This window comes from Pseudomonas sp. TE12234, assembly GCF_054061835.1.
The window spans coordinates 55,562-73,334 of sequence record NZ_JBSSEP010000010.1 but is presented as its reverse complement, the minus strand read 5'-3'; the positions used below and the strand labels follow the sequence as shown (position 1 = coordinate 73,334).

Below are 17,773 nucleotides of genomic sequence, written 5' to 3'. Positions count from 1 at the left end.
GTTCTCATTCCGTGACAGTCGACGACAGTGAGTCGCCCGACCATCCAGCCCAGGTACATGGCGAACAATGACTTCTAAAAACAATCCGGCCACTGCGGTATCCGACCTGACCTTGAGCCCCGCAGCGAACGCGCCTGCCCTTGCTCCGTCAAAGCCTCTGCTGCCGTCACGCCCGCTGGGGACTCAGCAATACCTGTACTTCACGGAAACCAACACCGACCGCATCCTCGATAACCTCGATGGACTGCGCGACATGGTGTTCCCGCGCCCACCGCATCTGGAAGGCGACAACGAACAGCACAACGATCAGGAATTCCCGTCGGTGTGCCTGATCGGCCTGGGCCGTTGCGGCTCGAACATCGCCCTGGACGTCGCGGAGCTGGTGTACAACGCCCGCAAGTTCTACCTCAACGAATTCAATAACGAAGATCGTCTGTCGCCAGACAAACGCTTTGCCGAAAAGGGCTACAGCCCGGCACAGTGGATTCGCAACAATCTGCGCCTGGGGCCGAACAAGGCCACCAAACCGGTATTCCTGGTAGAGCCGCTGGTCATGCTCGGAGACCTGGACAAAGACATCGCCGGCCGTATCCGCTTCTCGCGCAAGGGCGAAAAGAGCGGTTTCCTGCGCGACTACAGCAAGATGAAAATCATGGACTTGTCCGAAGTCCACGCCGGAGGTGCCGGTAACGCGCCGATCCTGGGTCAGTACCTGGCCAAGATCATCCTTAACAAGGACACCCAGCGTTTCTCCAGCCCCGACTGGAAAATGATTCACTCGTACCTGATCGACAGCTGTGGCATCAAGGCCAACCAGTCGCGTCTTTACTTCTCGATTTTCAGTGCCGGTGGCGGTACCGGTTCGGGCATGGCTTCGGAGTTCGGCCTGGCCCAACAGCACTCGTACATGAACAAGACGTTCGACACCAAGCCGATGGATGAGCATGACGGCAAGAGTGGTCATTCCTTCGTCTTCGAGCCGATCTTCACCAGCGGCATCTGCGTGCTGCCGAACATTTCCGATCACCGCAGTGAAATGTCCGAAGCGTTGCATATCAACGCCGGTCGCCTGTTGTGCAAATACCTGTCGGAAGAGTGGGACTTCTCCTACAACTTCGCCAATGAAGACAGCAGCGAAGCCAGCGTCATGGGCCGTATCCGCCCATGGAACGCCATGATGCTGATCTCCAACGACATCATGCGTTACGCCGAAGAGAGCGACGACGGCAACATCCAGAACATTGATGTCAATGCCATGGAAAAGCATGCCAACCAATATATCTCGCAGCAGATCTTCAACATTCTGACGGCGCAAGCGGTCACCACCGACTACGACCAGAACTATTTCCGTCGCGCGGGGATCGACATCGGCGAGACCATTCGTCTCGATGCCAACGACCTGTTCATGAGTCTGGCCGGCCCGGTGGCCATTGCCTACGCCGAATCCGTCGTACCGGAAACCCCGCCGCCGACTAGCGACAAGTTCAAGGTGTTCGAGAAAGAGCCGCAGCGCCTGAACATCGACGACCTGTTCTTCCGCTCCATCGACCTGCCGCACTTCAACAAGGTCACCCAGGCCATCGAAGGCATCAGCCTGCTGCCCATCGAGTCCAAGCGTTATCGGGCGTCGCTGGAGCAGTACAAGAATTCGGGGTATGACGCGGCCGCATTGCACGACCTGCACTTCTTCAAGAACTGCTCGTCGGTGGTGTCGATCGTCTCCCTGCCGAAGGACTACAAACTGTCCTACATGGATCTGAACCGGCTCAAGACCCACCTCAACAGCCTGTTCCCCAACACCACGCTCAAGCGCTATGCACTGGTGATCGGCGCCTCGGCCAACCTGTCCCTGACCACGCTGATCGCCAAGAGCCCATGCCTGTCGGACGACTTCCTGACGCTGATCGTGGCGTTCATCAAGCGTTGTTTTGCGAAAACTCCGTACCGCTTCGATGACACCCTCGACAACTCGATCCTGGACTTCATCATTAATGAACAGTTCGACGAGGACCTGATTGACGATCTGCTCAACGAGTTCGAAAACCCGGCCAAGATCCTCGACACCAACTGGTATGCGATCAAGCCGATGTACGAGAAAAAGTATCGCGAACTGATCAACGACAAGGAGAAGTTTGTCTCGATCAACGACATTCGCCTGTCCCGGGACTGCGTGAAGAAAGCGATCAAGTACCTGCGCGAGATCTACCGTCACCGCATTGGCAAGACCAAGGTCATTTCGCTGAATAACCATACGGGTAAAACCGCTTACTAACACCAATGCCATATCGCGTCTTGGCCAATCGCGAGCGAGCTCGCTCGCGATGACGGCCCTCGCAAACCATACAAATCTCAACATCCAGAAACAATTAAGCAGCCCTCAGGCTGCTCTCTTAACTGTTCCCGTTACGTTTACGTCACCGTGAGGCTGTGGCATTTCTCTACGGCAACGTGCCATCACGCTACTCGCCTACACACTTTTAATCGTCCGCACGGCGAACCAAGAAGGTGCAGGCATTTACGCCCTTGCCCTTTCCTGGATCATTATCCACGGCGAAACGACCACCGCCCACAACTCGGGATCACGTTCAAACAACTCCAGCGCCCGCGTTTCAGACAGCTTGGCGACCTTATCGGCAGCCAACCAGGCAGCCACTTTCTCGCTCTCATCAGTGGCCACAGCCTCGGCGGCGGCGATCAAATCCAGACCAGGGTCGACCCACAATAGGGCACCCTTGGCGAAGAACGGCTCCAACTCCTTCCAGGTAATAGATGCAGTTTCTCCAAGCAGCTTGGCATAGAGGGTGCTAGGTTCTTGAGTCATGGGTCCTGTCCGGAAAAGAAATCGACGCAATGATAACGTCGGTGATCTGGCAGAAAAACCCAGAAACACGTGGAGTCACCGAATGAAAAGAGCAGGAATGCCAAGGAATGCACGGAATCTGGCTATTAGCCCTCCAAAGACCCGCCGCAATTCTGTCTTTTTCTTTCAAAAAAGCGACACCCCCGAGTTTTGCCCCTCGCCGCCAGCTTCCCAGGCTGACAATCGGCGCTCTACACTGTACCGGTACAGTTGCCGGGGGGCTTTTCCGGGGGATGTCGTGGATATCTGACCCGGTTCTTGCTGCCAACGGCGCCAGGACTATAAAAAATACAACAGTAAGAGTGGAGCACTATGACTAAGGCTACTAAGCAGATTTCCAAACTGTTTGCCGCTATGGTTCTGGCCGGGGTTGCCAGCCATTCGTTCGCAGCTGACACCATCAAGATCGGCATTGCCGGCCCTAAAACCGGTCCTGTAGCCCAATACGGCGACATGCAGTTCAGTGGCGCCAAAATGGCCATCGAGCAAATCAACGCCAAGGGCGGCGTCGATGGCAAGAAACTCGAAGCCGTTGAATACGATGACGCCTGTGATCCAAAACAAGCGGTCGCGGTCGCGAACAAAGTCGTCAACGACGGCGTGAAATTCGTGGTTGGCCACCTGTGCTCCAGCTCCACTCAACCGGCTTCGGACATCTACGAAGACGAAGGCGTGATCATGATCACCCCGGCTGCCACCAGCCCGGACATCACCAACCGTGGTTACAAAATGGTGTTCCGCACCATCGGTCTGGACAGCGCCCAGGGCCCTGCCGCCGGTAACTACATTGCCGATCACGTAAAACCGAAAATCGTTGCTGTGCTGCACGACAAACAGCAATACGGTGAAGGCATCGCCACCGCCGTGAAGCAAACCCTCGAGAAGAAAGGCGTCAAGGTTGCCGTGTTCGAAGGCATCAACGCCGGCGACAAAGACTTCTCTTCGATGATCTCCAAGCTCAAGCAAGCCAACGTCGACTTCGTCTACTACGGCGGCTACCACCCGGAGCTGGGTCTGATCCTGCGTCAATCCCAGGAAAAAGGCCTGAAAGCCAAGTTCATGGGTCCGGAAGGCGTGGGTAACGACTCCATTTCGCAGATCGCCAAGGACGCTTCCGAAGGCCTGCTGGTGACCCTGCCGAAATCCTTCGACCAGGATCCGGCCAACGTCGCCCTGGCTGATGCGTTCAAAGCCAAGAAAGAAGATCCAAGCGGTCCGTTCGTGTTCCCGGCCTACTCGGCTGTTGAAGTCATTGCCGGCGGTATCGCTGCCGCCAAGAGCGAAGACACCGCCAAAGTGGCTGCTGCCATCCACGCCGGCACCTTCAAGACTCCAACTGGCGACCTGAGCTTCGACGCCAAGGGCGACTTGAAAGACTTCAAATTCGTGGTTTACGAGTGGCACTTCGGCAAACCTAAAACTGAAGTTTCGCCTCAGTAAGGCCTTGCCTGACTGACTGCCAACAAAGCCCACGGCGTGCCGTGGGCTTTGTTTTACGAACGTATTGGGCCGCGCTGGCGTGATCCGCTAGTCTCCCCACCTGAAAATCTCAAAACCGTCATCAGCGGTTCGCTGGCAAACCTCGAATTCGAAGTGGATGCAGATCCATGGGGCTCGAGCGGGAAAATGACTCCACCAGTGAAATGCGTATCAGGTTTTTAGGAGCGCTGTAATGCCTGACATCTATCACTTTTTCCAACAGCTGGTTAATGGTCTGACCATTGGCAGCACATATGCCCTGATCGCCATCGGCTATACGATGGTTTACGGCATCATTGGAATGATCAACTTCGCCCACGGCGAGGTGTACATGATCGGTTCCTACGTGGCGTTCATCGCCATCGCCGGACTGTCCATGCTGGGACTCGACAGTGTTCCACTGTTGATGACCGCCGCTTTTCTCGCCACCATCGTGGTAACCAGTGCCTACGGTTACAGCATCGAACGGATCGCCTACCGCCCACTTCGCGGCAGCAACCGTCTGATCCCGCTGATTTCCGCCATCGGCATGTCGATCTTCCTGCAGAACACGGTTCTGCTGGCGCAAGACTCCAAGGACAAATCCATTCCCAACCTGATTCCGGGCAACTTTTCCATCGGGCCAGGTGGCGCACATGAAGTGCTGATTTCCTACATGCAAATCGTGGTGTTCGTGGTGACCCTGGTCGCCATGCTCGGCCTCACGCTGTTCATCTCCCGCTCTCGCCTGGGTCGCGCCTGCCGTGCCTGCGCCGAAGACATCAAGATGGCCAACCTGCTGGGCATCAACACCAACAACATCATCGCCCTGACCTTCGTCATCGGTGCAGCGCTGGCGGCCATCGCTGCCGTGCTGCTGAGCATGCAATACGGCGTGATCAACCCGAACGCCGGATTCCTGGTCGGCCTCAAGGCCTTCACCGCTGCGGTATTGGGCGGTATCGGCAGCATTCCGGGCGCCATGCTCGGCGGGCTGGTGCTTGGCGTGGCGGAAGCCTTCGGTGCCGATATTTTCGGCGACCAGTACAAGGACGTCGTGGCGTTCGGCCTATTGGTTCTGGTGTTGTTGTTCCGGCCAACCGGCCTGCTGGGCCGTCCGGAGGTTGAGAAAGTATGACTAGGAATCTTAAACAGGCGTTGTTCAGCGCCTTGCTGGTGTGGGCCGTGGCCTACCCGGTACTCGGTCTGAAGCTGACCATCGTCGGCATCAACCTCGAAGTCCATGGCACCAGCAACGCCACGCTGATCACCATCGCCGTGTGCTCGGTGCTGATGTTCCTGCGTGTGATCTTCGACCGGCAGATCAGCTCGGCCTGGCGTTCCTCGCCCGGCGTACCGCTGATTCCGGCCAAGGCCAGTAACTTCCTGACCCTGCCGACCACCCAGCGCTGGATCATCATTGCGCTGATCGCCGGTGCGCTGGTCTGGCCGTTCTTCGGCTCGCGCGGCGCGGTGGACATCGCGACCCTGGTGCTGATCTACGTGATGCTCGGCCTCGGCCTGAACATCGTGGTCGGCCTGGCCGGCCTGCTCGACCTCGGTTACGTCGGCTTCTACGCCGTCGGCGCCTACAGCTACGCGCTGCTGTCGCACTACTACGGTCTGAGCTTCTGGATCTGCCTGCCAATCGCCGGCCTGATGTCCGCCACCTTCGGCTTCCTGCTCGGCTTCCCGGTACTGCGTCTGCGCGGTGACTACCTGGCGATCGTGACCCTGGGCTTTGGTGAGATCATCCGTCTGTTCCTGCGTAACCTGACCGGCCTCACTGGCGGTCCGAACGGTATCAGCAACATCGAGAAGCCGACGTTCTTCGGCCTGACCTTCGAACGTAAAGCCGCTGAAGGGATGCAGACCTTCCACGAGTACTTCGGCCTGGAATACAACTCGATCAACAAGGTGATCTTCCTTTACCTGGTTGCGTTGCTCCTGGCACTGGGTGCGCTGTTCGTCATCAACCGCTTGCTGCGCATGCCGCTGGGCCGCGCGTGGGAAGCATTGCGTGAAGACGAAATCGCCTGCCGCGCACTGGGTCTGAACCCGACCGTCATCAAGCTTTCGGCCTTTACCCTGGGTGCCAGCTTCGCCGGTTTTGCCGGCAGCTTCTTCGCTGCCCGTCAGGGCCTGGTGACACCGGAGTCCTTCACCTTCATCGAGTCGGCGATCATTCTCGCCATCGTCGTGCTGGGTGGCATGGGCTCGCAGCTGGGTGTGATCCTCGCGGCCGTGGTGATGATCCTGTTGCCGGAAATGATGCGTGAGTTCAGTGAGTACCGCATGTTGATGTTCGGTGCCTTGATGGTACTGATGATGATCTGGCGCCCTCAGGGTCTGCTGCCCATGCAACGTCCTCACATGGAGCTGCGCAAATGAGCCGCGAGATCCTGAAAGTAGAAAACCTGAGCATGCGCTTCGGCGGCTTGCTGGCCGTCAACGGCGTAGCCTTGAGCGTGAAAGAGAAACAAGTGGTTGCCCTGATCGGCCCCAACGGCGCCGGCAAGACCACCGTGTTCAACTGCCTGACCGGCTTCTACAAGCCAAGCGGTGGCAGCATCCTGCTGGACGGCGAGCCGATCGAAGGCCTGCCTGGCCACAAGATCGCCCTCAAAGGCGTGGTGCGCACCTTCCAGAACGTGCGGTTGTTCAAGGACATGACCGCGGTCGAGAACCTCTTGATCGCCCAGCATCGTCACCTGAACACCAACTTCCTGTCCGGCCTGTTCAAGACCCCGTCGTTCCGCAAAAGCGAACGCGAGGCCATGGAGTTCGCCGAATACTGGCTGGACAAGGTTCATCTCAAGGAGTTCGCCAACCGTCCGGCCGGCACCCTGGCCTACGGTCAGCAGCGTCGCCTGGAAATCGCCCGCTGCATGATGACCCGCCCGCGGATCCTCATGCTCGACGAGCCCGCAGCCGGCCTGAACCCGAAGGAAACCGAAGACCTCAAGGCGCTGATCAGCGTGCTGCGCGAAGAGCACAACGTCACCGTGCTGTTGATCGAGCACGACATGAAACTGGTCATGAGCATTTCCGACCACATCGTCGTGATCAACCAGGGCACGCCGTTGGCCGACGGTACGCCGGAACAGATCCGCGACAATCCTGAAGTGATCAAAGCCTACCTGGGGGAAGCGTAAATGCTGCAGTTCGAAAACGTTTCCACCTTCTATGGCAAGATCCAGGCCCTGCACAGCGTCAACGTGGAAATCCGCCAGGGCGAAATCGTGACGCTGATCGGCGCCAACGGCGCGGGCAAATCCACCCTGCTGATGACCCTCTGCGGTTCGCCGCAAGCTCACAGCGGCAGCATCCGTTACATGGGTGAAGAGCTGGTGGGGCAGACCTCGGCACAGATCATGCGCAAGAGTATTGCCGTGGTTCCGGAAGGCCGTCGGGTGTTCTCGCGCCTGACCGTGGAAGAAAACCTCTCCATGGGTGGTTTCTTCACCGCAAAGGGCGATTATCAGGAGCAATTGGACAAGGTCCTCGGACTTTTCCCACGCCTGAAAGAGCGCTTTAACCAACGCGGCGGCACCATGTCCGGCGGCGAACAGCAAATGCTTGCCATCGGCCGTGCGCTGATGAGCAAACCCAAGCTGCTGCTGCTCGACGAGCCATCGCTGGGCCTGGCACCGATCATCATCCAGCAGATCTTCGACATCATCGAACAACTGCGCAAGGACGGTGTGACGGTGTTCCTGGTAGAGCAAAACGCCAACCAGGCGCTGAAAATCGCCGACCGTGCCTACGTGCTGGAAAACGGTCGTGTGGTGATGCAAGGCACCGGTGAAGCACTGCTGACCGATCCGAAAGTGCGCGAAGCGTACCTCGGCGGCTAAGGCTTTACGGCAGACAAGAAACGGCCTTCGGGCCGTTTTTTTTATGCCCGCCACCTCTATAGCCATACAGATCCTTTGTAGGAGCGAGCTTGCTAGCGAAGAACCTGAGAGCGCCGCGTTCATCAAGGCCGTCCTCGTTAGCGTTGACGACCATCGTCGGACCCGCCCGACGCAAGCCCGCTCCTACAGCCGATCCAGCGCCTCCCCACTGCGTTTGAACCAGCCAATCAGATAATCGGACAACACTTGCGTACGCTTGGGCAGCCCACCCTGATACGGATGCACCAGGTACATCGGCATGCTCCGGGTCTGATAATCGCGCAGGAGCCAGCGCAAACGTCCGTCAGCCAATTCCGCGGGCAGCAAGTAGGACGGCAAACGCGCAATACCCGCGCCGGCCAGGGCGGCCTTCTTCAACAGGTTGTAATGGTTGCTGGCAAAGGGCCCGGACACGCGTACCCGCAACAATTCATGTTGCTGGTGATACAGCCATTCTTCGCGACCGCTGTAGTGGCTGTTGAGCAGGCAGCGATGGTCGGCCAATGCCTGAGGCGTCAGCGGCTCGCCGTATTGCTCGAGATACGCCGGGCTGGCGCAGGTCATTTCGTGCCACGCCAGCAACGGGCGAGCGACCAGGCGCTGGTCATTGGCCACATCCGAGCGAACCGCGAGATCATAGCCATCACGGGATAAATCACGATAGTTGTTGCTCAGGTCCAATTCGATCTGCACCTGTGGGTACCGGCTCGAGAACTCCAGCAGCAAGCCATCGAAAAAGGTCTCCCCCAGCGAAACCGGGACTGTCATTCGCACCGGGCCGGCCATGTCGTCCTTCAGTCGTGCCAAGGCCTGACGCGCCCGATCGACCTGCACCACCAGCGCCTGCGCCTGCGGCAGCAAGGCAGCGCCAGCGGCCGTCAGGCTCAAGCGCCGTGTGGTGCGCTGCAGCAAGACCACGGAAAACTGCGCTTCCAACTGACTGATCCGCTTGGACAGTTGCCCCTTGCTGCAACCCAATTGTTGCGCCGCCAGGGTAAAACTCCCCGCCTCGACCAGCACCGCGAACGCCGCGAGATCGTCCATTTCGCTCATGGATTGTTTCCAATAGAAAACCAAAGGTTGCCTATTAGCGCGCTTATCAACGAAAAAAACCACTCTAAACTGAAGCCTCATTCAACCCACTCGAGGATCAGCACCATGAAAATTCTTTTGATCGGCGCAGGCGGCACCATCGGTTCAGCGGTCGACAAGGAGCTGTCTCAACGCCACGAAATCGTCCGCATCGGCCGCAAGAGCGGTGATTTTCAAGTGGATATCAGCGACAGCGGGTCGATTCGCAAACTGTTCGAGCAAACCGGAAAATTCGATGCGCTGATCAGCGCCGCCGGTAACGTGACCTTCGCACCGCTGACCGAAATGACGGAAGAGAGTTTCGCCCTGGGCCTCAAAGACAAACTGATGGGCCAGGTCAACCTGCTGCTGATCGGTCGCGAGTTCGCCAATGACGGCGCTTCGTTCACTTTCACCACCGGCGTACTCAGCCACGACCCGATCCGCAGCGGTGCCTCGGCAGCGTTGGTCAACGGTGCACTGGACAGCTTCGTCCGCGCCGCCGCCATCGAACTGCCACGCGGCCTGCGAGTGAACTCGATCAGCCCGAACGTACTGGTTGAAGCCATGGGCAAATACGCGCCGTACTTCCGTGGTTTCAAACCGGTTCCTGCGGCGGATGTCGCACTGGCCTACGCCAAAAGCGTGGAAGGCCTGCAGACAGGCCAAACCATTCACGTGGGCTAAAGCCTTGTGATGAACGGTCAGGCTGAGTAACGTGGCGGCACTTGTCAGGAGACCCCAAGATGCGTGCCGCCCGTTCCTTAGTCCTCGTTGCCCTGCTTCCGTTGTTCGCCGCCTGCCAGTTATTCGACGGCTCGCGTGAAAGCGCCTCCCATGTCGGCCAGACCCGCCTGCAAGGCCAGTTGAGCGCAGCCGATGGCAAGCTGCTGTTCCAGCCTTGCGGCGAACAGCGTCGTTATGTGGTCAACGACACAGGCGGCACCAGCGTCCTGCAACAGGCGGCCAGCCTGGCCGATACCCAGGGCACGCTGTTTGCCGACGTGCGCGGGCGAATCGTTTCCGGCAGCGGCGACGGTCAGTTCGACCTGGAAACGCTGTACCGCGTCGAGCGCTCGGGCACGGCCTGTGACGATCCCAACTTCAAATTGCTGATCCTGCGCGCCGCCGGCCATTCCCCGGAGTGGAACGTCAAAGTCAGCGGCAAGGGCATGGTCATCGACCGTGCCGGCCAGCCTCCCCTCGCCGTCCCGTATGTCGAAGAACAACTGGGCGATGGCCGCTTCAACCTCAGCACCGAAGCCAACAATCAGCACATCGAACTGTGGGTCGCGCCGCAACGCTGCGTCGACGGCAGCACCGGCAGTATTCAGCACATGAGTGCCGAGTTGCGCATCGATGGGCAGGTACAGCGTGGCTGCGGGTATTTCGGCGGCTCGCGCAACGACTGATCGTTTTTGCCTCACGGGACCGGGCGTTTGAGGCTTATAATCGCCGGCTTCAAACGCCCTGGCGCAGTTGTGCGCCCCGCGAACCGGATCCCGTCATGTTACGAATCACCGAACTCAAGTTGCCGATCGACCATCCCGATGAAGACCTGCGCCCTGCCATTGTGCAGCGCCTGGGCATCGCCAGTGATGACCTGCTCGACTTCACCCTGTTCAAGCGCAGCTACGATGCGCGCAAGAAATCTTCCGAGCTGTGCTTCATCTACACCATCGACCTCACCGTGCGCGATGAGGCCTCGGTTCTGCACAAGTTCGCCGATGACCGTAACGTCAACGTGGCACCGGATGTCAGTTACAAAATGGTCGGCCAGGCGCCGGCTGGCCTGAGCGTCCGCCCGATCGTCGTCGGCTTCGGCCCCTGCGGGATTTTTGCCGGGCTGCTGCTCGCACAAATGGGTTTCAAGCCGATCATCCTCGAACGCGGTACCGAAGTGCGCCAGCGCACCAAGGACACCTGGGGCCTGTGGCGCAAAAGCGTGCTCAACCCCGAGTCCAACGTGCAGTTCGGTGAAGGCGGCGCCGGGACATTCTCCGACGGCAAGCTCTACAGCCAGATCAAGGACCCGAAATTCCTCGGTCGCAAGGTCCTGCATGAGTTCGTCAAGGCCGGTGCGCCGGAAGAAATCCTCTACGTCAGCAAACCGCACATCGGTACGTTCCGACTGACTGGCGTTGTGGAAAACATGCGTGAGCAGATTCGCGCCCTGGGCGGTGAAGTACGCTTCCAGCAGCGGGTTACCGATGTGTTGATCGAAGACGGTCAACTGGTTGGTGTCGAACTCAATGGTGGCGAGCAAATCCACTCCAGGCACGTGATTCTGGCCCTCGGCCACAGTGCCCGCGACACCTTCCGCATGCTGCATGGCCGCGGCGTGTTCATGGAGGCCAAGCCGTTCTCGGTGGGTTTCCGCATCGAGCACCCGCAATCGCTGATCGACCGCGCACGCCTTGGCAAATACGCCGGACACCCGAAACTCGGCGCCGCCGACTACAAACTGGTGCACCACGCCAGGAACGGTCGCTCGGTGTACAGCTTCTGCATGTGCCCAGGCGGCACGGTGGTGGCGGCGACTTCCGAGCCGAATCGAGTCGTCACCAACGGCATGAGCCAGTACTCGCGCAACGAGCGCAACGCCAACTCCGGGATCGTCGTCGGCATTACCCCGGAAGTCGATTATCCGGGCGGTCCACTGGCAGGTATCGAGTTGCAGGAACGCCTGGAGTCCCACGCCTTTGTGCTGGGCGGCAGCAACTATGAAGCCCCGGCGCAGCTGGTCGGCGACTTCATTGCCGGCAAGCCGTCCACCGAACTGGGCACTGTCGAGCCGTCCTACAAGCCGGGCGTTGCCTTGGGTGACCTGGCCCTGGCCCTGCCGGCATTCGCCATCGAAGCGATTCGCGAAGCCTTGCCGGCGTTCGAGAAACAGATCCGTGGTTATTCGCTGCATGATGCGGTGTTGACCGGTATCGAAACCCGTACTTCGTCGCCGCTACGCATTACCCGTAACGAGTCGTTGCAAAGCCTGAACGTGAAGGGCTTGTTCCCGGCCGGTGAAGGCGCGGGTTATGCGGGTGGGATTCTGTCGGCGGGTGTCGATGGCATTCGCATTGCCGAAGCCGTGGCACGGGATATTCTGGGCCTGCAAGCCTGATACCAATCAAAGGTGGGAGCGGGCTTGCTCGCGAAAGCGGTTGATCAGTCAATATCTCTATTGAATGTGACCCGATATTCGCGAGCAAACCCGCTCTCACATTGGTTTTCGGTGTGTCAGATATTGGCGCGCAGAATGCTGGCCGGCAGGGGCTCGCCGCGCTCGACCGTTGCCGCAACCGATTCGATCAACCCGCTCAACGCGTACCCCTCGGCCTTGAGCCAATCCTGATCGTAGTAAGTCGTGGCATAGCGCTCACCGCCATCGCACAAAATCGCCACGATCGACCCTGTCTCTCCCGCCGCGGCCATCTGCTGTGCCGCCATCAATGCCCCGATCAGGTTGGTCCCGCTTGATCCGCCCACATGACGACCCAGACGCTCGGCGAGGTAATGCATGGCCGCCAGTGACAATGCATCCGGCACCTTGACCATCGCGTCGATCACCTTGGGCAGAAACGATGCCTCTACCCGTGGCCGGCCTATGCCCTCAATGCGTGAGCCATGAGGCAGGCGCAAGCTGGCGTCGCCGCTCTGGTAATAATCAAAAAACACCGAACGCTCGGCATCGGCACACAGCACGCGGGTGCAATGCTGGCGATAACGCACATAGCGCCCCAGGGTCGCCGTGGTGCCGCCGGTGCCAGGGCTGGAAATCAGCCAGCTCGGCTCTGGGTGCTGCTCGAAACGCATTTGCTGGAAAATCGATTCGGCGATGTTGTTGTTCGCCCGCCAGTCGGTGGCGCGTTCGGCGTATGTGAACTGATCGATGAAATGTCCATCGTGTTCACGGGCCAGGCGCTCGGACTCGGCATAGATCTGTGTCGGATCATCCACCAAATGACTCTGGCCGCCATAGAAAGCGATCTGTGCGATTTTTTCCCTGGAGGTGGTTGCCGGCATCACGGCAATGAACGGCAAGCCCAGCATGCGGGCGAAGTACGCCTCGGAAATCGCCGTCGAGCCGCTGGACGCCTCGATCACCGGCGCGCCGGGCTTGAGCCAGCCGTTACACAGGGCATAGAGGAACAATGAACGGGCCAGACGGTGCTTGAGGCTGCCAGTGGGATGGCTTGATTCATCCTTGAAGTACAACTCGATGCCCGGAAAACCCGGCAGCGGCAAAGGGATCAGGTGGGTATCGGCGCTGCGCTGGAAGTCGGCTTCAATGATCCGGATGGCTTCGCGGGCCCACTGTCGGTTGTCGCTCATGATGGTTTTCTCGTGGAATCGGGCAGGAGTCGGCCTTGTCGCAAGCCTCAGCCATCAAGCTTAGGAAAAATCCTACATCACGCACAGGTACAGCTGAGCTTCAATACGCTCGGCAACTGCTAGGCTCATGACCTTGCAGGACAATCGCGTTGTAACGACATATAACAAAAAAGAATATAACTTTTGTTTTAACAACTAACCGTACGGGTTAGGGTGTCCCACCTTTTTAATTCATCGATGGAGAGCGACCTTGCCTCTGCGTAGCACTTTCACGCGTTTCTTTCAGTTGGAAGCTGCCAGCGGTCTGTTACTGATCGCTGCGGCTGCCCTCGCTTTAGTCATCAACAACTCGCCGCTGTCATGGCTGTACAGCAGCTTTCTGGATACGCCGGTGGTGGCGCAGATCGGTGCGCTGCAAATCGCCAAACCGGCGCTGCTCTGGATCAACGACGGCTTGATGGCCCTGTTCTTCCTGCTGATCGGCCTGGAGGTGAAGCGCGAGGTCCTCGACGGTCAGTTATCGAAACCTTCGCAGGTCGTCCTGCCCGGTGCCGCAGCAATTGGCGGCATGGTCGTGCCGGCTCTGGTCTACTGGTTTTTCAACCGTGACAACCCCGCCGCGCTCAGTGGTTGGGCCATTCCAATGGCGACTGATATCGCCTTCGCCCTTGGTGTCCTTGCACTGCTGGGCAAGCGCGTGCCGGTATCACTGAAACTGTTTTTGATGACCCTGGCCATCATCGATGACCTGGGCGCGATCATCGTCATCGCGATCTTCTACTCGGGAACCCTGTCGACCCTTTCATTGGCACTCGCCGGGACGTGCATTGTTGCATTGATCGCGATGAACCGGCTCGGCGTGGTCAAGCTCGGTCCTTACATGATCATCGGTTTGATCCTGTGGGTGTGCGTTCTCAAGAGCGGTGTCCACGCGACGCTGGCCGGCGTCACTCTGGCGTTCTGCATCCCGTTGCGCACGAAAAACGCCGAACCCTCACCACTGCTGAACCTGGAGCACGCCCTCCACCCATGGGTGGCCTACGGCATCCTGCCACTGTTCGCCTTCGCCAACGCCGGCCTGTCCCTGAGCGGCGTCACCGTCGAGAGCTTCACCCACCACGTGCCAATGGGCATCGCGGTCGGCCTGTTGCTGGGCAAGACCCTCGGCGTATTCGGCCTGACCTGGCTCGCGGTGAAAATCGGCATCGCCGCCCTGCCCCAAGGTGCCAACTGGGGTCAGGTGCTGGGTGTAGCGGTCCTCTGCGGGATCGGATTCACCATGAGCCTGTTTGTCGGCTCCCTGGCCTTCGAACCGGGTGTCAGCGACTATGCGGGTATGGATCGGATGGGGATTTTGACCGGTTCGATACTGGCTGCGTTGATCGGTTATGCGGTGACGGCGATGTCGAGTCGCAAGCACGCTGCGTTGCCAACCTGAGAATCAGAGGCCACTTTTAAGGTCGTCAAAGAGCCAACCTGAAGCCACAAGGTAGCCCGGCTCAGCCAGAACACCCGCTTCACCAACAAAAAACCCCGACCAGTTCACCTGATCGGGGTTTTCTTTAACGCTTATTCTGGCTTAGTGCGAAACGCGGCTGGTCCCGCCAACGGTGGAAATGCGTACACGCTCACCCACGCGGAACACTTCGTTCGGCTGAACTTCCTGGACATAGGCGCGCATGCTGCCGTCGTCTTCGCGTACGGTGATCTCGACACCCTGGGTACGAGTCAGGCCTTCTTCGGCTGCCGAACCCACCAGGCCGCCGGCGACTGCGCCGATGACCGCAGCGACGATGCTGCCCTTGCCGCCACCGATGGCGCTACCGCCAACGCCGCCAACGACTGCACCGGCAGCGCCGCCGATTGGGGTCTTGGTACCTTCGATTTTCACCGGACGCAGGGATTCGATGGTGCCCATGCGAACGGTCTGCACGCGACGCGCTTCGTCACGGGAGTAGGAGTCACCGGTCAGGCTCGATTGGCAGCCGGCGAGCAACATCGCCATCGTGGAAAAGGAAGCAACCAGCAAAACAGACTTACGCATAGCATCAACTCCAAAGGACAAGTAATCATTTAACTCCGAGGCTTGACGCCTGTCACGGCATCGCCCGGATAAAAATGTTTTGATTCAGGACATGTACAGGCACTTTCACGAATTTCAACACACGGTAGCGGGAAATTCTTCGATCTGCGCGACTGACCCAGGATTTTCATGGATTACTTTATCATTGTCGTCACTACGGTTGCCGGTTTGTACTTCCATGGGTGGCTGTACGTGCGGATCAAACGCTGGATGGACCGCGATCTGGCTCTGGCACTGGCCGGAAAGGACGAGCGGAAAAAAGCGTTCATGCTCCAGCAACTGGCAAACGCTCGAGTGCAAAAGATCAAGCGTCGAGATCTGCCGCAATGGCTGAAAGCCGCTGCGGCAGGCTATCCCGATCAGTAGACTGCTTAGGGCGCCAGACGTTCAAGCGTCCAGTCGGCGCCCTGCAAGCGATAGTTCAGGCGGTCGTGCAAGCGACTAGGACGACCTTGCCAGAACTCGATGCGCTCCGGCAGCAGACGGTAACCGCCCCAATGTTCCGGGCAGTGCGGCTGGGTGTCGCTGAAACGTTGTTCGGTGTCCTTGAGCAGCGCTTCCAGTTCGGCGCGGTCGGCAATCACCCGGCTCTGGGGCGAAGCCCAGGCACCGAGGCGGCTGCCCAACGGGCGAACCTGATAGTAAGCGTCGGACTCTTCAGGCGTGACCTTCTCCACCCGCCCCTCGATGCGCACCTGGCGCTCCAGGGTTGGCCAGAAAAAGGTCATGGCCGCGAACGGATTCGCAACCAGATGCTGGCCCTTGGCACTGTCGTAATTGGTGAAAAAGGTAAAACCCTGCGCATCCAGCCCCTTGAGCAAGAGGATACGGCAGTGCGGTCGACCGTCCTGATCGACCGTGGCCAAGGTCATGGCGTTTGCCTCCACCGGCGCCTGTTCGGTTTTCACCGCCTCGGCGAACCATTGGTGGAACAGCGCAAACGGCTCGGCCGGGGCTTGCGCCTCGGTCAAGCCATCACGGGTGTAATCGCGACGCATATCAACCAGGGCCTTGGTCATGGCATTTTCCTTTTGGTTAACGAATCACTGCTTAGTGGTATCGGCGTCGGCGGCTTTTTTCGTGTCTGCAGCAGCTTTGGCCGGTGCAGTCTTTTTCGCTGGAGTCGCGGTTTTAGCCGGAGTCTTCTTGGCGGTGGCTTTCTTGGCCGGCGCTTTTTTCTTCGCTGAAGCCGCAGCTTTCTTGGCCGCCGGTGCCGGGGTCACTGGCTTGGCAGCTGGCTTGACGTCTTGCGCGGCAACCATCGTCACCGGCGCCGGGGCCGGCATGTTGTACTTGCTCAGCAATGCAACCATGGTGTTCTGCGGAGTGACCAGCAACTCTACACGACGGTTCAAGGCACGGCCTTCAGCGCTGTCGTTGGCGGCACGCGGGGCATCACCGCCCATGCCGCGCAGCATCAGGCGATCACGCTGCAGACCGCTGAGACGGAAAATCGCGGCCACCGCTTGCGCGCGCTCCTGACTCAACGTTACGTTGGCCGCTGCGGCTCCCGACGTATCACTGTGGCCCAGCACCAGTACAGCAGTCTTCGGATCGACTTCGAGGACTTTCGCGACGCGGGTGAACGGGCCAAGGGTCACGGGCAGCAGCATCGCCGGGCGAGCCGGGTTGAACGAGCCTTCGACCGGTGCCGTCACCACCAGCACGTTTTCACGACGCTCAAGTTGCAGGTTGCTGCCCTTGATCGCTTCGCGCAGGCGCGGTTCGTAGTCGTCGAGCCAGGCCTGGGTCACTTTAGGGTCCGGCATCGGCACGGCCTTGGCGGTGCTCTGCTCCTTGGTGGTGCTCTGCTCCTTGCCACCGAACGGCCACCACCAATTGGTACCGGCATCGGCCTCAGCCTTGGCAACCGGAGCGGTAACGGCAGGTTTCAGCGGGGCAGGCGCCGGGTCTTTGGCTGCGACTTTGTCGGATGAACCAAACGGCCACCAACTGCCGCCATCTGCATCGTTTTTAGGAGTCTGTGCACAACCGGTAATAGCGAAGCACAGTGCCAAAGCGAGGGTTGGTTTGGATGACATTGGATATCCACAAAAATGAAGTCATAAAAAT

Annotated in this window: 17 protein-coding genes; 11 read left to right on the top strand and 6 right to left on the bottom strand. The window is 59.1% G+C overall.

All coding sequences use genetic code 11. The annotated features are described in order from the left end of the window. Positions 1–67 precede the first annotated feature (67 nt). Positions 68–2,272, top strand: coding sequence for a hypothetical protein (locus tag ACVWYU_RS16955; RefSeq protein WP_090317167.1), 2,205 nt, complete (start codon positions 68–70; stop codon positions 2,270–2,272). Between the two features lie 243 nt (positions 2,273–2,515). On the opposite strand, the gene ACVWYU_RS16950 is transcribed toward ACVWYU_RS16955, so the two are convergent. Beyond that, the gene (locus ACVWYU_RS16950) at positions 2,516–2,821 is read right to left on the bottom strand and encodes a DUF2288 domain-containing protein (protein ID WP_457373218.1); all 306 of its coding nucleotides are present in this window, start codon (positions 2,819–2,821) and stop codon (positions 2,516–2,518) included. A 351-nt stretch (positions 2,822–3,172) separates the two neighbouring features. Here ACVWYU_RS16950 and ACVWYU_RS16945 point away from each other — a divergent pair, with 351 nt between their 5' ends. The 5 genes from ACVWYU_RS16945 to ACVWYU_RS16925 all read left to right on the top strand — a co-directional run bounded on the left by ACVWYU_RS16945 (position 3,173) and on the right by ACVWYU_RS16925 (position 8,175). Continuing rightward, complete coding sequence (locus tag ACVWYU_RS16945; RefSeq protein ID WP_390959127.1) at positions 3,173–4,300, top strand: branched-chain amino acid ABC transporter substrate-binding protein; 1,128 nt, start codon at positions 3,173–3,175, stop codon at positions 4,298–4,300. 232 nt (positions 4,301–4,532) lie between these two features. Continuing rightward, positions 4,533–5,456, top strand: a complete 924-nt coding sequence (gene livH / locus ACVWYU_RS16940) for a high-affinity branched-chain amino acid ABC transporter permease LivH (protein ID WP_090317159.1) — start codon at positions 4,533–4,535, stop codon at positions 5,454–5,456. Next, positions 5,453–6,709 (top strand): high-affinity branched-chain amino acid ABC transporter permease LivM, encoded by a 1,257-nt coding sequence (locus ACVWYU_RS16935; RefSeq protein ID WP_090317156.1) that lies wholly within the window; start codon positions 5,453–5,455, stop codon positions 6,707–6,709. Before livH ends, ACVWYU_RS16935 begins: the two co-directional genes overlap by 4 nt. Further along, a complete protein-coding gene (livG, locus tag ACVWYU_RS16930; RefSeq protein WP_247254828.1) occupies positions 6,706–7,473 on the top strand; it encodes a high-affinity branched-chain amino acid ABC transporter ATP-binding protein LivG in 768 nt (255 codons plus the stop codon). Before ACVWYU_RS16935 ends, livG begins: the two co-directional genes overlap by 4 nt. Further along, on the top strand, positions 7,474–8,175 hold the full coding sequence (locus tag ACVWYU_RS16925) for an ABC transporter ATP-binding protein (RefSeq protein WP_457373217.1): 702 nt from the start codon (positions 7,474–7,476) through the stop codon (positions 8,173–8,175). 183 nt (positions 8,176–8,358) lie between these two features. Here the strand turns inward: ACVWYU_RS16925 and ACVWYU_RS16920 are convergent, their stop codons facing one another. After that, positions 8,359–9,267 carry a LysR family transcriptional regulator gene (locus tag ACVWYU_RS16920; protein ID WP_248915685.1) on the bottom strand — a complete coding sequence of 303 codons (909 nt, stop codon included), beginning with the start codon at positions 9,265–9,267 and terminating at the stop codon, positions 8,359–8,361. A gap of 105 nt (positions 9,268–9,372) precedes the next feature. Between ACVWYU_RS16920 and ACVWYU_RS16915 the strand changes: the two genes are divergently transcribed. From ACVWYU_RS16915 to ACVWYU_RS16905, 3 genes are all read left to right on the top strand, one after another. Then, positions 9,373–9,972, top strand: coding sequence for a short chain dehydrogenase (locus tag ACVWYU_RS16915; RefSeq protein WP_457373216.1), 600 nt, complete (start codon positions 9,373–9,375; stop codon positions 9,970–9,972). 59 nt (positions 9,973–10,031) lie between these two features. After that, positions 10,032–10,697 (top strand): COG3650 family protein, encoded by a 666-nt coding sequence (locus ACVWYU_RS16910; protein WP_390959124.1) that lies wholly within the window; start codon positions 10,032–10,034, stop codon positions 10,695–10,697. A gap of 95 nt (positions 10,698–10,792) precedes the next feature. Further along, positions 10,793–12,406 carry an NAD(P)/FAD-dependent oxidoreductase gene (locus ACVWYU_RS16905; RefSeq protein WP_457373215.1) on the top strand — a complete coding sequence of 538 codons (1,614 nt, stop codon included), beginning with the start codon at positions 10,793–10,795 and terminating at the stop codon, positions 12,404–12,406. A 116-nt stretch (positions 12,407–12,522) separates the two neighbouring features. Here the strand turns inward: ACVWYU_RS16905 and ACVWYU_RS16900 are convergent, their stop codons facing one another. Then, positions 12,523–13,620 carry a PLP-dependent cysteine synthase family protein gene (locus ACVWYU_RS16900; protein WP_174552472.1) on the bottom strand — a complete coding sequence of 366 codons (1,098 nt, stop codon included), beginning with the start codon at positions 13,618–13,620 and terminating at the stop codon, positions 12,523–12,525. A gap of 247 nt (positions 13,621–13,867) precedes the next feature. Between ACVWYU_RS16900 and nhaA the strand changes: the two genes are divergently transcribed. Beyond that, positions 13,868–15,055, top strand: a complete 1,188-nt coding sequence (nhaA, locus tag ACVWYU_RS16895) for a Na+/H+ antiporter NhaA (protein WP_457373214.1) — start codon at positions 13,868–13,870, stop codon at positions 15,053–15,055. 141 nt (positions 15,056–15,196) lie between these two features. Here the strand turns inward: nhaA and ACVWYU_RS16890 are convergent, their stop codons facing one another. Then, on the bottom strand, positions 15,197–15,661 hold the full coding sequence (locus tag ACVWYU_RS16890) for an outer membrane lipoprotein (protein WP_090317129.1): 465 nt from the start codon (positions 15,659–15,661) through the stop codon (positions 15,197–15,199). A 168-nt stretch (positions 15,662–15,829) separates the two neighbouring features. On the opposite strand from ACVWYU_RS16890, the gene ACVWYU_RS16885 reads away from it, so the two are divergent. After that, complete coding sequence (locus ACVWYU_RS16885) at positions 15,830–16,066, top strand: hypothetical protein (RefSeq protein ID WP_457373213.1); 237 nt, start codon at positions 15,830–15,832, stop codon at positions 16,064–16,066. Positions 16,067–16,071: 5 nt separating this feature from the next. Here the strand turns inward: ACVWYU_RS16885 and pdxH are convergent, their stop codons facing one another. After that, on the bottom strand, positions 16,072–16,719 hold the full coding sequence (gene pdxH, locus ACVWYU_RS16880; protein ID WP_090317123.1) for a pyridoxamine 5'-phosphate oxidase: 648 nt from the start codon (positions 16,717–16,719) through the stop codon (positions 16,072–16,074). A gap of 24 nt (positions 16,720–16,743) precedes the next feature. After that, on the bottom strand, positions 16,744–17,742 hold the full coding sequence (locus ACVWYU_RS16875; protein WP_457373212.1) for an OmpA family protein: 999 nt from the start codon (positions 17,740–17,742) through the stop codon (positions 16,744–16,746). Positions 17,743–17,773: the final 31 nt, after the last annotated feature.

Bases quoted from the DNA above. Each gene is read 5' to 3' on its own strand.
- ACVWYU_RS16945 (WP_390959127.1), top strand. From the start codon at position 3,173: ATGACTAAGGCTACTAAGCAGATTTCCAAACTGTTTGCCGCTATGGTT.
- ACVWYU_RS16885 (WP_457373213.1), top strand. From the start codon at position 15,830: ATGGATTACTTTATCATTGTCGTCACTACGGTTGCCGGTTTGTACTTC.
- pdxH (WP_090317123.1), bottom strand. From the start codon at position 16,719: ATGACCAAGGCCCTGGTTGATATGCGTCGCGATTACACCCGTGATGGC.
- ACVWYU_RS16920 (WP_248915685.1), bottom strand. From the start codon at position 9,267: ATGAGCGAAATGGACGATCTCGCGGCGTTCGCGGTGCTGGTCGAGGCG.
- ACVWYU_RS16915 (WP_457373216.1), top strand. From the start codon at position 9,373: ATGAAAATTCTTTTGATCGGCGCAGGCGGCACCATCGGTTCAGCGGTC.
- ACVWYU_RS16925 (WP_457373217.1), top strand. From the start codon at position 7,474: ATGCTGCAGTTCGAAAACGTTTCCACCTTCTATGGCAAGATCCAGGCC.
- livG (WP_247254828.1), top strand. From the start codon at position 6,706: ATGAGCCGCGAGATCCTGAAAGTAGAAAACCTGAGCATGCGCTTCGGC.
- ACVWYU_RS16905 (WP_457373215.1), top strand. From the start codon at position 10,793: ATGTTACGAATCACCGAACTCAAGTTGCCGATCGACCATCCCGATGAA.
- ACVWYU_RS16910 (WP_390959124.1), top strand. From the start codon at position 10,032: ATGCGTGCCGCCCGTTCCTTAGTCCTCGTTGCCCTGCTTCCGTTGTTC.
- ACVWYU_RS16955 (WP_090317167.1), top strand. From the start codon at position 68: ATGACTTCTAAAAACAATCCGGCCACTGCGGTATCCGACCTGACCTTG.
- ACVWYU_RS16935 (WP_090317156.1), top strand. From the start codon at position 5,453: ATGACTAGGAATCTTAAACAGGCGTTGTTCAGCGCCTTGCTGGTGTGG.
- livH (WP_090317159.1), top strand. From the start codon at position 4,533: ATGCCTGACATCTATCACTTTTTCCAACAGCTGGTTAATGGTCTGACC.
- ACVWYU_RS16890 (WP_090317129.1), bottom strand. From the start codon at position 15,661: ATGCGTAAGTCTGTTTTGCTGGTTGCTTCCTTTTCCACGATGGCGATG.
- ACVWYU_RS16950 (WP_457373218.1), bottom strand. From the start codon at position 2,821: ATGACTCAAGAACCTAGCACCCTCTATGCCAAGCTGCTTGGAGAAACT.
- ACVWYU_RS16875 (WP_457373212.1), bottom strand. From the start codon at position 17,742: ATGTCATCCAAACCAACCCTCGCTTTGGCACTGTGCTTCGCTATTACC.